The organism is Enterobacter cloacae complex sp. P47BA, assembly GCF_014930485.1.
GTDB lineage: Bacteria > Pseudomonadota > Gammaproteobacteria > Enterobacterales > Enterobacteriaceae > Enterobacter > Enterobacter bugandensis.
Genome location: NZ_JADBRF010000006.1, coordinates 1 through 13,006 on the forward strand (window position 1 = coordinate 1; position 13,006 = coordinate 13,006).

The window sequence follows — 13,006 nt, forward strand, 5'->3', positions numbered from 1 at the left end:
CCATAGACGGGTTCTTATGCCTTAGTTGTAAGTGTCTACCATGTCCCCGAACAAGTGTTCACTATGTCCCCGGACTGTACACCCCTTAGGGGAGAGGGGAGCGGATCTTACTCTACGGTCAGTACGCGCGTGGTATTGGTTGAGCCGATGGTGCTCATCACGTCACCCTGCGTCACGATGACGATATCACCAGACACCAGGTAACCTTTATCGCGCAGCAGGTTTACGGCATCGTGCGCCGCGGCTACGCCGTCATTGGTGCTGTCGAAGTGTACTGGGGTAACACCGCGGTACAGCGCCGTCAGGTTCAGCGTACGCTCGTGGCGTGACATGGCGAAAATCGGCAGGCCGGAGCTGATGCGAGAGGTCATCAGCGCGGTGCGGCCAGATTCGGTCATGGTGATGATCGCCGTAACGCCTTTCAGATGGTTGGCCGCATACATGGCGGACATCGCAATCGCTTCTTCCACATTGTCGAACTGGATATCCAGGCGGTGCTTGGAGACGTTAATGCTTGGGATCTTCTCCGCGCCCAGGCAGACGCGCGCCATTGCGGCCACGGTTTCTGCCGGATACTGGCCTGCCGCGGTTTCCGCTGACAGCATCACCGCATCGGTACCGTCCAGCACGGCGTTAGCGACGTCCATGACTTCCGCACGGGTTGGCATTGGGTTAGTGATCATGGATTCCATCATCTGGGTGGCGGTGATCACCGCGCGGTTCAGCTGACGTGCGCGACGAATCAGCGCTTTCTGGATACCGACCAGTTCAGGATCGCCGATTTCCACGCCCAGATCGCCACGGGCAACCATCACCACGTCAGAGGCGAGGATCACATCGTCCATCGCATCCTGATCGCACACGGCTTCCGCGCGTTCAACCTTAGCGACGATTTTGGCATCACAGCCTGCGTCACGGGCCAGGCGGCGCGCATAGTTCAGATCTTCGCCACAGCGTGGGAAGGAGACCGCCAGATAGTCAACGCCGATCTGGGCCGCCGTTACGATATCCGCTTTGTCTTTGTCGGTCAGGGCTTCCGCAGAGAGGCCGCCGCCCAGTTTGTTGATGCCTTTATTGTTGGAGAGCGGGCCGCCGACGGTGACTTCAGTGAACACTTTCATCCCTTGAACTTCCAGCACCTTCAGCTGGACGCGACCGTCGTCGAGCAGCAGGATATCGCCAGGGACCACATCAGCCGGCAGGCCTTTATAGTCGATCCCGACTTTCTCTTTATCGCCTTCGCCTTTGCCGAGGTTGGCATCCAGCAGGAATTTGTCGCCGATATTGAGGAAAACTTTACCTTCTTTAAAGGTTGATACACGAATTTTTGGACCCTGCAGGTCGCCGAGGATAGCGACGTGGCGGCCCAGCTTAGCGGCGATCTCACGCACTTTATCGGCACGCAATTTATGGTCTTCTGGCGTACCGTGAGAGAAGTTCATACGTACCACGTTGGCGCCAGCGGCGATAATCTTTTCGAGGTTATTATCGCGATCGGTGGCCGGGCCTAAGGTGGTGACGATCTTGGTTCTGCGAAGCCTTCTGGACATGTAATACTCCGTTGACTGAAACAACTTTGGTGTTGCGTGAACATTGAATCGGCCTTCATCTACCGCAAGGCAGCAAAGAGGGGGCCGAATGCCGAAAATCGTTACATCTAATTATGGGTTACGTCTTCGTTATCTACTTTCAGGGAACATCGCTCTTTATAAGCAATTCTTTATCAAAACGCGATTCCTTCAGCGCTTCCTTGACTCGCTTCAAGTTATCTCGGAATTTTGCGCCCCGGCGTAAGGTAAATCCGGTCGCCAGTACGTCGATTACCGTGAGCTGCGCCAGACGAGACACCATTGGCATATACATGTCGGTATCCTCAGGCACGTCAAGGGTAATGGCGAGAGTCGCCTCCCGCGCCAGCGGCGTGCCGGCGGTGGTGAGGGCGATTACCATGGCATCGTTTTCACGGGCCAGCTGCGCCAGCTCAACCTGGCTTTTGGTGCGGCCAGTGTGCGAAATCAGTACCACGACGTCATCCTCACTGCAATTCATACAGCTCATGCGTTGCAGCACAATGTCATCGGAATAAATAACCGGCACGTTAAAGCGGAAGAATTTATTCATGGCGTCGTGCGCCACGGCGGCTGACGAGCCAAGACCGAAGAACGCAATGCGTTTGGCCTGGGTGAGTAAATCCACCGCGCGGTTTACTGAACTCATATCCAGACTTTGACGAACGTGATCGAGCGTGGCCATGGCCGACTCAAATATTTTTGCCGTATAGGCATCTACGCTGTCGTCTTCATCCACATTACGATTAACATAGGGGGTGCCGTTTGCCAGACTTTGTGCCAGATGCAGTTTAAAATCAGGAAAGCCGCGCGTTTCCAGGCTGCGGCAGAAGCGGTTGACCGTCGGTTCACTGACGCCCGCTTCCTGAGCCAGAGCGGCGATGCTTGAATGAATCGCCTGACCGGGCGCGGCCAGAATGACTTCAGCCACTTTTCGCTCGGATTTGCTAAGGTGTTCCAGTTGATACTGGATTTTTTCAAGCATGTTCATTGTTAACAAGGCGCTCATGGGGGTGGAAACGATTTCACTCATTGATGAAATCTTGATTCGATTAGCCGATATTACCCCTGTGGCTTCCCTAAAGGGTAACAGTCGACAAGATAATGTTGTTGTTTTTTTTCATTACTTGATCGATGTCGGGTTTTGCTATGACCCTGTTGCGCAAATTATCGACGGCTGTTGCGTCATTACGTCGCCATAATCGGCTGAATGGCGAAAAATCGCCGTATCGCACGAGACGATAAGCGCTAATGGTTTCGGGAATGACGTAAAAGCAGTACAGTGCATTGTAATAAAATTACAACGATACCTGGCAGAAGCACCAGGTGATCCAACTGAGGAGAATGACATGGCGGTAACGCAAACAGCCCAGGCATGTGACCTGGTCATTTTCGGCGCGAAAGGCGATCTTGCACGCCGAAAATTGCTGCCTTCCCTGTATCAACTGGAGAAAGCGGGCCAAATTCATCCGGATACGCGTATCCTGGGGGTTGGGCGCGCCGACTGGGACAAGGACGCTTATACCAAAGTCGTCCGCGAGGCGCTCGAAACTTTCATGAAGGAAAAAATTGATGAAAGTTTGTGGGATACCCTCAGCGGTCGTCTCGATTTCTGCAACCTGGACGTTAACGACGTCAGCGCGTTTTCCCGTCTGGGTGCCATGCTGGATCAGAAAAACCGTGTCACCATTAACTATTTCGCCATGCCGCCAAGCACCTTTGGCGCCATCTGCAAAGGTTTGGGCGAAGCCAAACTGAACGCCAAGCCGGCGCGCGTGGTGATGGAAAAGCCGCTGGGGACGTCGCTGGCTACCTCCCGTGAAATCAACGACCAGGTGGGCGAGTTCTTTGAAGAGTGCCAGGTCTACCGTATCGACCACTATCTCGGTAAAGAGACGGTACTGAACCTGCTGGCGCTGCGTTTCGCTAACTCCCTGTTTGTGAATAACTGGGACAACCGTACCATTGACCACGTGGAAATTACCGTGGCGGAAGAGGTGGGGATTGAAGGTCGCTGGGGTTACTTTGACCAGGCCGGCCAGATGCGCGACATGATCCAGAACCACCTGCTGCAAATTCTGTGCATGATTGCCATGTCTCCACCGTCTGACCTGACGGCTGACAGCATCCGCGATGCCAAAGTGAAAGTGCTGAAGTCGCTGCGCCGCATCGACCGCTCCAACGTGCGCGAGAAAACCGTTCGCGGCCAGTACACTGCCGGGTTTGCGCAAGGCAAAAAGGTGCCAGGCTACCTGGAAGAAGAGGGCGCGAACAAGTCCAGCAATACCGAGACGTTTGTGGCGATCCGCGTGGATATCGACGACTGGCGCTGGGCGGGCGTGCCGTTCTACCTGCGCACCGGTAAGCGTCTGCCGACGAAGTGTTCCGAAGTGGTTGTCTACTTTAAGAACCCGGAACTGAACCTGTTCAAAGAGTCCTGGCAGGAGCTGCCGCAGAACAAGCTGACCATCCGTCTGCAGCCGGACGAAGGGGTGGATATCCAGATCCTCAACAAAGTGCCGGGCCTGGATCATAAGCACAACCTGCAGACCACCAAGCTGGATCTGAGCTACTCCGAAACCTTCAACCAGACGCACCTTGCGGATGCTTACGAGCGTCTGCTGCTGGAAACCATGCGCGGTATCCAGGCGCTGTTCGTGCGTCGCGACGAAGTGGAAGAGGCGTGGAAATGGGTCGATTCCATCACCGAAGCCTGGGCCGCCGATCAGGATGCGCCAAAACCGTATCAGGCGGGTACCTGGGGGCCTGTGGCGTCGGTGGCGATGATCACCCGCGATGGCCGCTCCTGGAACGAGTTTGAGTAGGATATTCCGCTAGCCCGAAAGTGTTATTTTACCGGTAACATGATCTAACACAGCTAGTGGCACAATTTTTATACTTTTAAGCTCCGCGTGGATTCACCCGCGGGGCTTTTTTTATTACACTGCCGGAAGTGATTTTGCCCCTGAGCTCCGGACAGCAAGCGTTTCAGCGTTGTTAACAACCGCCAGTGACTTTGTAAACTCCCGAGCCCGGACAGATAAATTAAAGGAGCTTTTATGAATCCTGTATTGTTACGCGTAACACAACGCATTATCGAGCGCTCGAAAGAGACCCGTTCGGCCTACCTCGCCCGCATTGAACAGGCGAAAAGCAACACCGTTCACCGCTCCCAGCTGGCCTGCGGTAACCTGGCCCACGGCTTCGCCGCCTGCCAGCCCGATGACAAAGCCTCCCTGAAAAGCATGTTGCGTAACAATATCGCTATTATCACGTCCTATAACGATATGCTCTCCGCGCACCAGCCGTATGAGGTCTATCCCAACATCATTCGTAAAGCGCTGCACAGCGTGAACGCGGTCGGGCAGGTGGCAGGGGGCGTCCCGGCCATGTGCGACGGCGTGACGCAGGGGCAGGATGGTATGGAGCTGTCGCTGCTGAGCCGCGAAGTGATTGCGATGTCTGCGGCTGTGGGCCTGTCACACAACATGTTTGATGGTGCGCTGTATCTCGGCGTGTGCGACAAAATCGTCCCGGGCCTGGTGATGGCAGCGCTGTCGTTTGGTCATCTGCCAGCGATTTTCGTGCCGTCCGGCCCGATGGCCAGCGGTCTGCCGAATAAAGAAAAAGTGCGTATCCGCCAGCTGTATGCGGAAGGCAAAGCCGATCGTCAGGCGCTGCTGGAAGCCGAAGCCGCGTCCTACCATGCGCCGGGCACCTGTACGTTCTACGGCACGGCCAACACCAACCAGATGGTGGTGGAGTTCATGGGGATGCAGCTTCCGGGCTCGTCCTTCATCCAGCCGGACGCGCCGCTGCGCCAGGCGCTGACCGAGGCCGCGGCCCGTCAGGTGACGCGCCTGACAGGAAACGGCAATGAATGGATGCCGATGGGCAAAATGGTCGACGAAAAAGTGATCGTCAACGGTATCGTCGCCCTGCTGGCGACCGGCGGTTCAACTAACCACACCATGCACCTGGTAGCCATGGCGCGCGCGGCGGGTATCCTGATTAACTGGGATGACTTCTCCGACATCTCCTCCGTGGTACCGCTGATGGCGCGTCTGTACCCGAACGGCCCGGCGGACATCAACCACTTCCAGGCCGCGGGCGGCGTGCCGCTGCTGATGCGCGAGCTGCTGAAAGGCGGTCTGCTGCATGAAGACGTGAACACCGTGGCCGGATTTGGCCTACAGCGCTACACCCAGGAACCGTGGCTGAACAACGGCGAGCTGGACTGGCGCGACGGGGCAACCGCGTCTCTTGATCCGCAGGTGATTGCCACTATCGACAAACCGTTCTCCCACCACGGCGGTACCAAAGTGCTGAGCGGCAACCTTGGCCGCGCGGTGATGAAAACCTCTGCCGTGCCGGAAGAGAACCAGGTTATCGAGGCCCCGGCGGTAGTGTTTGAAAGCCAGCACGACGTGTTGCCTGCCTTCGACGCCGGTCTGCTGGATAAAGACTGCGTGGTGGTCGTGCGTCATCAGGGGCCAAAAGCGAACGGCATGCCAGAATTACATAAACTTATGCCACCACTTGGTGTATTATTGGACCGCCGTTTCAAAATTGCGTTAGTGACCGATGGCCGCCTGTCAGGCGCATCCGGCAAAGTGCCTTCCGCCATCCACGTCACGCCTGAAGCCTACGACGGCGGCTTGCTGGCGAAAGTGCGCGACGGCGACATGATCCGCGTGAACGGCCAGACTGGCGAGTTAACCCTGCTGGTGGATGACGCGGAGCTGGCGGCACGTCAGCCTCATATTCCTGACCTGAGCGCATCGCGCGTGGGGACCGGACGCGAAATGTTCAGCGCGCTGCGTGAGAAGCTCTCCGGTGCGGAGCAGGGCGCAACCTGTATTACGTTTTAAGACGACTTGATTTTAACGATCTGGCGAGAGAGAACTCTGATGAAAAACTGGAAAACAAGTGCAGAAGCAATCCTGACCACTGGCCCTGTCGTGCCGGTTATCGTGGTAAACAAGCTGGAGCACGCTGTGCCAATGGCGAAAGCGCTGGTTGCGGGCGGCGTTCGCGTTCTGGAAGTGACCCTGCGTACCGCCTGCGCGATGGATGCCATCCGCGCCATCGCTAAAGAAGTGCCGGACGCCATCATCGGTGCGGGTACCGTTCTCAACGCGCAGCAGCTGGCGGAAGTGACCGAAGCCGGCGCACAGTTTGCCATCAGCCCGGGTCTGACCGAGCCGCTGCTGAAGGCCGCGACCGAAGGCACCATTCCCTTGATCCCGGGCATCAGCACCGTTTCTGAACTGATGCTGGGCATGGACTACGGTCTGAAAGAGTTCAAATTCTTCCCGGCGGAAGCGAACGGCGGCACCAAAGCGCTGCAGGCGATTGCCGGTCCCTTCTCTCAGGTACGCTTCTGCCCGACGGGCGGTATCTCCCCGGCTAACTACCGCGACTACCTGGCGCTGAAAAGCGTGCTGTGCATCGGCGGCTCATGGCTGGTTCCGGCGGATGCGCTGGAAGCGGGTGACTGGGATCGCATCACGAAACTGGCTCGTGAAGCGGTTGAAGGCGCGAAGCAGTAAGCCATATGCAGCATGAAAAACGGGCCTTTCGGCCCGTTTTTTTTATCCTGCTACCTGAACGTTCGCAGCCGCCGCTTTTGCTCTTACTACGGCCTCGTCAACGTTATCCCCGGTGGCTAACGCCACGCCCAGACGACGCGTACCGTCGATCTCCGGCTTGCCGAACAGACGGACCTGCAGGCCTGCGCCCACCGCGCCTTCGACGTTATCAAACGTCACATTCTGGCTGGTCAGCTGCGGAAGGATCACCGCCGACGCCGCCGGGCCGTACTGGCGGATGCCGCCAACCGGCAGGCCGAGGAAGGCGCGCACGTGCAGGGCGAACTCCGAGAGATCCTGCGAAATGAGCGTGACCATACCGGTGTCGTGCGGGCGAGGGGAAACTTCGCTGAAGATCACTTCGTCACCGCAGACGAACAGCTCCACGCCGAACAGGCCATAACCGCCCAGGGCCAGAACGGTCTTACGGGCAATCTCCCGGGCACGCTCCAGCGCCAGGTCGCTCATCTGCTGCGGCTGCCAGGATTCACGATAATCGCCATCTTCCTGGCGGTGGCCAATCGGGTCGCAGAAATGGACGCCGTCCACGGCACTGACGGTGAGCAGAGTGATTTCGAAATCAAACTTCACCACGCCTTCGACGATCACGCGACCGGCACCGGCACGGCCACCCTGTTGCGCATAATCCCACGCGCTGTCCAGCGCGCTGCTGTCGCGAATAAAGCTCTGACCTTTCCCGGAAGAGCTCATCACCGGCTTAATGATGCACGGGTAGCCAATCTCTTCAACGGCCTGCAGGAATGCGGCTTTGTCACCCGCAAAACGGTAGCTTGAAGTAGGCAGCCCCAGCTCCTCCGCCGCCAGGCGGCGAATGCCTTCACGGTTCATGGTCAGCTTTGCGGCTTTCGCGCAGGGCACCACGCGCTGGCCTTCCTGCTCAAGGGCGATCAGCGTATCGGTTGCGATAGCTTCAATTTCCGGCACGACAAAATCCGGTTTCTCCCGTGCAATGAGCGTACGCAGGGCATCACCGTCCAGCATGTTAATCACATAAGAACGATGGGCGACGTGCATGGCGGGCGCGTCGGCGTAGCGGTCTACGGCAATCACCTCCACCCCTAAACGCTGACACTCAATGGCGACTTCTTTACCCAGTTCGCCCGATCCCAACAGCATTACGCGCGTCGCCGCAGGTCGCAGCGCGGTTCCTAAACGAGTCATAACATTCCCCCTGAAAAAGATGCGCGCAGTATAAACGAAAACGTTTGCGTCTGTCTTGCGCACGGCAAAAGGGCAGACCAGAAATTTGCGCTTCTTTAGGCTTGATGGACATTTCCTGACGCCTGCTCGCTTACGCTGGAGAACATGTTAACCGTTAAGCGAGGGAAACCATGTCAGGCTGGTTAAATCAACTGCAATCCATGTTAGGGCAGAAAACGTCTGGTTCCGGCGAACAGGGGCTGAGCAAACTGCTGGTACCGGGGGCGCTCGGTGGGCTGGCAGGGCTGCTGGTTGCCAATAAATCCTCACGCAAGCTGCTGGCGAAGTACGGTACCGGCGCGCTGCTGGCCGGGGGCGGCGCTATCGCCGGCACCGTGCTGTGGAACAAATATAAGGACAGGGTGCGAGCGGCGCACCGCGATGAACCTCACTATGGGGAGCATACTTCTCCGCTGGATCTGCGCACGGAGCGGCTCATCCTTGCGCTGGTGTTTGCCGCCAAAAGCGACGGGCATATTGATGATAATGAGAGAGCGGCTATCGAACAGCACCTGCGCGAGGCGGGTGTTGAAGAACAGGGCAGAACGCTGGTGGCGCAGGCCATTGAACAGCCGCTCGATCCGCAGCGTCTGGCACTGAGCGTGAAAAATGAGGAAGAGGCGCTGGAACTCTATTTTCTCAGCTGTGCCGCCATAGATATCGATCACTTTATGGAGCGTAGCTACCTTAACGCCCTCGGTGACGCGCTGAAGATCCCTCAGGATGTGCGCGAGGGGATAGAAAAAGATATCGGGGAACAAAAACAGGCGCTACAGGGCTAACTCGCGCCCCCGGGGTCATGTTTCGCTTGCATCATGCGCGGGTTTTGCCAACCTTATAGGGTGTAAAACTTAAAAGAATGATGACATGCCACCGAAAGCCCGACGTACTCCTTATGCGATCGTCACGCATGGCGATACGCGCATAGACAACTACTACTGGCTGCGGGACGATTCGCGTTCCCGGCCAGAGGTGCTCGACTACCTGCACGAGGAAAACGACTATGGCCGCAGGGTCATGGCCAGCCAGCAGGCGCTGCAGGACCAGCTGCTGAACGAAATGGTGCAGCGTATTCCCCAGCGCGACATCTCCGCGCCCTGGACCAAAAACGGCTATCGCTATCGCCATATCTATGAGCCGGGCAACGAGTATCCCATCTATCAACGACAGTCGGTATTAAGCGCCGAGTGGGATGAATGGGACATTTTGCTGGATGCGAACCAGCGTGCCGCCCACAGCGAGTTTTATACCCTGGGCGGTATGTCCATCTCCCCGGACAACACCATCATGGCACTGGCGGAGGATTATCTCTCCCGGCGCCAGTACGGCCTGCGTTTTCGCAATCTGGAAACCGGCAACTGGTATCCGGAAATGCTGGAAAACGTCTCCCCGGATTTTGTCTGGGCGAACGATTCCGAGACGGTCTACTACGTTAAAAAGCACGCCTCCACGCTGCTGCCTTATCAGGTGTGGCGGCATACCGTAGGCACGGACTCAGCCGATGACGAGCTGGTCTATGAAGAGAAAGACGAAACGTTTTATGTCAGCCTGCATAAAACCTCCTCGCGCCACTATGTGATTATCTTCCTCGCCAGCGCCACCACCTCGGAAGTGCTGCTCCTGGATGCCGAACTGCCTGACGCCCAGCCGCTCTGTTTCCTGCCGCGCCGCAAGGATCACGAGTACAGCCTGGATCACTTCCAGCACAGCTTTTATCTGCGTTCGAATCGTGAAGGCAAGAACTTTGGTCTGTACAAAACCAAGGTGCGCGACGAGCGCAAGTGGGAGGTGCTCATTCCCGCGCGGGATCAGGTGATGCTGGAAGGGTTCACGCTGTTTACCGACTGGCTGGTGGTGGAGGAGCGCCAGCGGGGGCTGACCAGTATCCGGCAGATCAACCGTAAAACGCGTGAGGTGATAGGGATTGCGTTCGACGATCCGGCCTACGTCACGTGGATCGGCTTTAACCCGGAACCTGAATCGTCCCGGCTGCGCTACGGCTACTCGTCCATGACCACGCCGGATACGCTCTTTGAGCTGGATATGGATACCGGACAGCGCCAGGTACTTAAGCAAACCGAAGTGAAGGGCTTTGATTCCGACAATTACCGCAGCGAACACCTGTGGGTCACCGCGCGCGATGGCGTGGAGGTACCTGTTTCGCTCGTTTATCACAAGGCGCATTTCCAGAAGGGTAAAAATCCGATCCTGGTCTACGGCTACGGCTCCTATGGCTCCAGCATGGATGCCGACTTCAGCAGCAGCAGATTAAGCCTGCTCGACCGCGGCTTTGTTTTCGCCATTGCCCATATTCGCGGCGGCGGCGAGCTGGGGCAGCACTGGTATGAAGACGGGAAATTCCTGAAAAAGAAAAACACCTTCAACGACTATCTCGACGTCTGCGATGCGCTGATTGAGCAAGGCTATGGCGATCCTCAGCTTTGCTTCGGCATGGGCGGTAGCGCGGGGGGGATGCTGATGGGGGCGGTCATCAATCAGCGGCCCGATCGCTTTAAGGGCATTGTTGCGCAGGTCCCGTTTGTCGATGTGGTTACCACCATGCTCGATGAGTCCATCCCTTTGACGACCGGGGAGTTTGAGGAGTGGGGCAACCCGCAGGATGAAACCTATTATCGCTATATGAAAGAGTACAGCCCGTATGACAACGTGGAAGCGAAAGCGTACCCGCACATGCTGGTGACGACCGGTTTGCACGATTCACAGGTGCAATACTGGGAACCGGCAAAATGGGTAGCAAAGCTGCGGGAGCTGAAAACCGATGACAACCTGCTGCTACTCTGCACCGATATGGACTCAGGGCACGGGGGGAAATCGGGTCGATTCAAATCCTACGAAGGAGTGGCCCTGGAGTATGCCTTTTTGATAGGCCTGGCGCAGGATACGTTGCCAGGCCGTGTGCAGCGTTAAGCTTCGCCCAGATAGTGTTTCAGGGTTAAGCGCAGCTCCGGGCTCATTTTGTCGAGGTTGTTATACAGCCAGCGCAGATAGCCCGGATCTTTATCTGCAATATCCGATACCGCTCTCCCGCGGTATTTGCCGAAGGTGAACGTCGTCAGCAGCGCAGGGCGTCCGGTGATCGTTGCCATATCATCCGGCGTCCAGCCCGATGTGTTCATAATGTCTATGAGCAGCGCGGCGGTGATATAGCAGTCATACAGGGCGCGGTGATGGTGCAGCCCTTCAGGGGTTCTGACGCTGAGCTTGCGGGATTTATACAGCGCCATATTGCTGTACTTGATCCCTGGCCAGAGGCGACGCGCCAGCTTCATGGTACAAATCCACTCCCCGGGCATTTCGGGGAGTACCCGACGGTCAAAGCTGGCGTTGTGGGCAACGTACCATGGGCTGCCGTAGTAGTGCGGGATAACGTCTTCTATCCAGGGTTTATCCGCCACCATTGATTCTGTAATGCGATGGATAGCCATGGCCTGTGGGCTAATAGGACGATCGGGACGCACCAGATGGCTCATCGGGTTGACGATTTTTCCATCAACCACGTCGACCGAGGCCACTTCCACAATTCCGCCCTGAAGATCGCAAGTTTCGGTATCAATGACGCGCAGCATGAAAATCTCCTGAGCTTAAAACGCTTAGCCTAAAGGAATGATATCGCCTTGCCAACCCTGTCCGTTGCGCGTGCCGGTCAACAGGAGCTCACCCTTATCTGCCCGAACGATCAACTGGCCTTTTTCATCCCATAACGCGCTGCCCGCGCCGGCATTTGCCATTAACACCGCGATGGCATACCTGTGCGCAAAGCGTTGCAGGGTATTGATGGACTGTCGCCAGCGGTAATCCCTCACCGACTGGCAGCTGGTGAAGAGTGTTGCCTGCGGATCAAGATTCGGGGAATCGCTTTGCCCATCGATAATCGTGAGTTGTTTATCACCCGGCACCAGGCTGGCGCCGCTCCCCTGAGGGTAACGCAGAATACGATCGCGGGAGGGGATAAACAGCGCAAGGCCTTTCTGGCGCTGACCGTTTCGTTCAACGGGAAGCCCTGCAATGAGGGTAATGCGGTAAAAATGCGCGGCATCAAGCAACGGCTGTAGTCGATCGTCTTCGGGCGGGAGCGGTAATGCCGTCGCGCCCGGGCCGGTTAATGAGAGTTCCGGAAAAACCAGCAAATCGCACTGATGCTGTGCTGCTTCGGCAATAAAGTGGAGATGGTGCGCAATATGGTCATCTACGCTGTGATGCTGCCCGCCATACTGGGCTGCCGCAATATTCCAATGTGACATCGTGACTTCCTTATACACAGAGTCGCAGGGATTAAAGAGTACACCTAATTTAATCAGGGTTTTCTTATCCTGCCAGATTCCGCGTAAGGAAGTGTAACGAGTCGTTAAGCTTATTTAACTTTCGGCTCGTACGGCAAGCGGGAGAGGTTGACCGAGGCGAGACGGTGGGCAATTAACCTTTCGCGAAACCAGTCACGCAGATGGGCGGGCTGTTCTCGCTCCACCACTTCAGCCACGACGGGCATGTTGTAACGCTCTTTAAAGGCGACGCCAGCGGCAGCGAGATCGACATTCACTTTATCCATCTCGTCCTGAGGAAGGGCGGCCAGATTAATCTTCATTACCTTCTCCTTATTTTGCGGCG

11 protein-coding genes are annotated in these 13,006 nt (G+C 56.8%); 5 read left to right on the top strand and 6 right to left on the bottom strand.

Translation table 11 applies throughout. The features are described 5' to 3' along the window. Window positions 1-107: 107 nt before the first annotated feature. Both pyk and IM299_RS08065 read right to left on the bottom strand, forming a co-directional pair. The gene (pyk, locus tag IM299_RS08060) at window positions 108-1,550 is read right to left on the bottom strand and encodes a pyruvate kinase (RefSeq protein ID WP_028013616.1); all 1,443 of its coding nucleotides are present in this window, start codon (window positions 1,548-1,550) and stop codon (window positions 108-110) included. 139 nt (window positions 1,551-1,689) lie between these two features. Continuing rightward, entirely contained in the window at window positions 1,690-2,559 is an 870-nt protein-coding gene (locus IM299_RS08065) for a MurR/RpiR family transcriptional regulator (protein ID WP_041909454.1), read from the bottom strand. 358 nt (window positions 2,560-2,917) lie between these two features. Here IM299_RS08065 and zwf point away from each other — a divergent pair, with 358 nt between their 5' ends. From zwf to kdgA, 3 genes are all read left to right on the top strand, one after another. Further along, window positions 2,918-4,393, top strand: coding sequence for a glucose-6-phosphate dehydrogenase (gene zwf, locus IM299_RS08070; RefSeq protein ID WP_028013613.1), 1,476 nt, complete (start codon window positions 2,918-2,920; stop codon window positions 4,391-4,393). A 234-nt stretch (window positions 4,394-4,627) separates the two neighbouring features. Continuing rightward, window positions 4,628-6,439 carry a phosphogluconate dehydratase gene (gene edd, locus IM299_RS08075; protein WP_041909456.1) on the top strand — a complete coding sequence of 604 codons (1,812 nt, stop codon included), beginning with the start codon at window positions 4,628-4,630 and terminating at the stop codon, window positions 6,437-6,439. A gap of 39 nt (window positions 6,440-6,478) precedes the next feature. Further along, window positions 6,479-7,120 (top strand): bifunctional 4-hydroxy-2-oxoglutarate aldolase/2-dehydro-3-deoxy-phosphogluconate aldolase, encoded by a 642-nt coding sequence (kdgA, locus tag IM299_RS08080; RefSeq protein WP_014884307.1) that lies wholly within the window; start codon window positions 6,479-6,481, stop codon window positions 7,118-7,120. A gap of 42 nt (window positions 7,121-7,162) precedes the next feature. Here kdgA and purT read toward each other — a convergent pair whose 3' ends face one another. Then, window positions 7,163-8,341, bottom strand: a complete 1,179-nt coding sequence (gene purT, locus IM299_RS08085; protein WP_163332585.1) for a formate-dependent phosphoribosylglycinamide formyltransferase — start codon at window positions 8,339-8,341, stop codon at window positions 7,163-7,165. A gap of 170 nt (window positions 8,342-8,511) precedes the next feature. On the opposite strand from purT, the gene IM299_RS08090 reads away from it, so the two are divergent. Together IM299_RS08090 and ptrB are read left to right on the top strand one after the other, a co-directional pair. Then, entirely contained in the window at window positions 8,512-9,162 is a 651-nt protein-coding gene (locus IM299_RS08090; RefSeq protein ID WP_193357290.1) for a tellurite resistance TerB family protein, read from the top strand. Between the two features lie 85 nt (window positions 9,163-9,247). After that, window positions 9,248-11,308 carry an oligopeptidase B gene (gene ptrB, locus IM299_RS08095; RefSeq protein ID WP_045260313.1) on the top strand — a complete coding sequence of 687 codons (2,061 nt, stop codon included), beginning with the start codon at window positions 9,248-9,250 and terminating at the stop codon, window positions 11,306-11,308. On the opposite strand, the gene exoX is transcribed toward ptrB, so the two are convergent. The 3 genes from exoX to IM299_RS08110 all read right to left on the bottom strand — a co-directional run bounded on the left by exoX (window position 11,305) and on the right by IM299_RS08110 (window position 12,983). Next, window positions 11,305-11,967, bottom strand: coding sequence for an exodeoxyribonuclease X (exoX, locus tag IM299_RS08100; protein WP_025756911.1), 663 nt, complete (start codon window positions 11,965-11,967; stop codon window positions 11,305-11,307). The genes ptrB and exoX overlap by 4 nt on opposite strands. 24 nt (window positions 11,968-11,991) lie before the next feature. Beyond that, window positions 11,992-12,642: a nitrilase-related carbon-nitrogen hydrolase gene (locus IM299_RS08105; protein WP_045260312.1), complete on the bottom strand. Its 651-nt coding sequence runs from the start codon at window positions 12,640-12,642 to the stop codon at window positions 11,992-11,994. A 110-nt stretch (window positions 12,643-12,752) separates the two neighbouring features. Further along, the gene (locus IM299_RS08110) at window positions 12,753-12,983 is read right to left on the bottom strand and encodes a DNA polymerase III subunit theta (protein ID WP_008500465.1); all 231 of its coding nucleotides are present in this window, start codon (window positions 12,981-12,983) and stop codon (window positions 12,753-12,755) included. Window positions 12,984-13,006 lie beyond the last annotated feature (23 nt).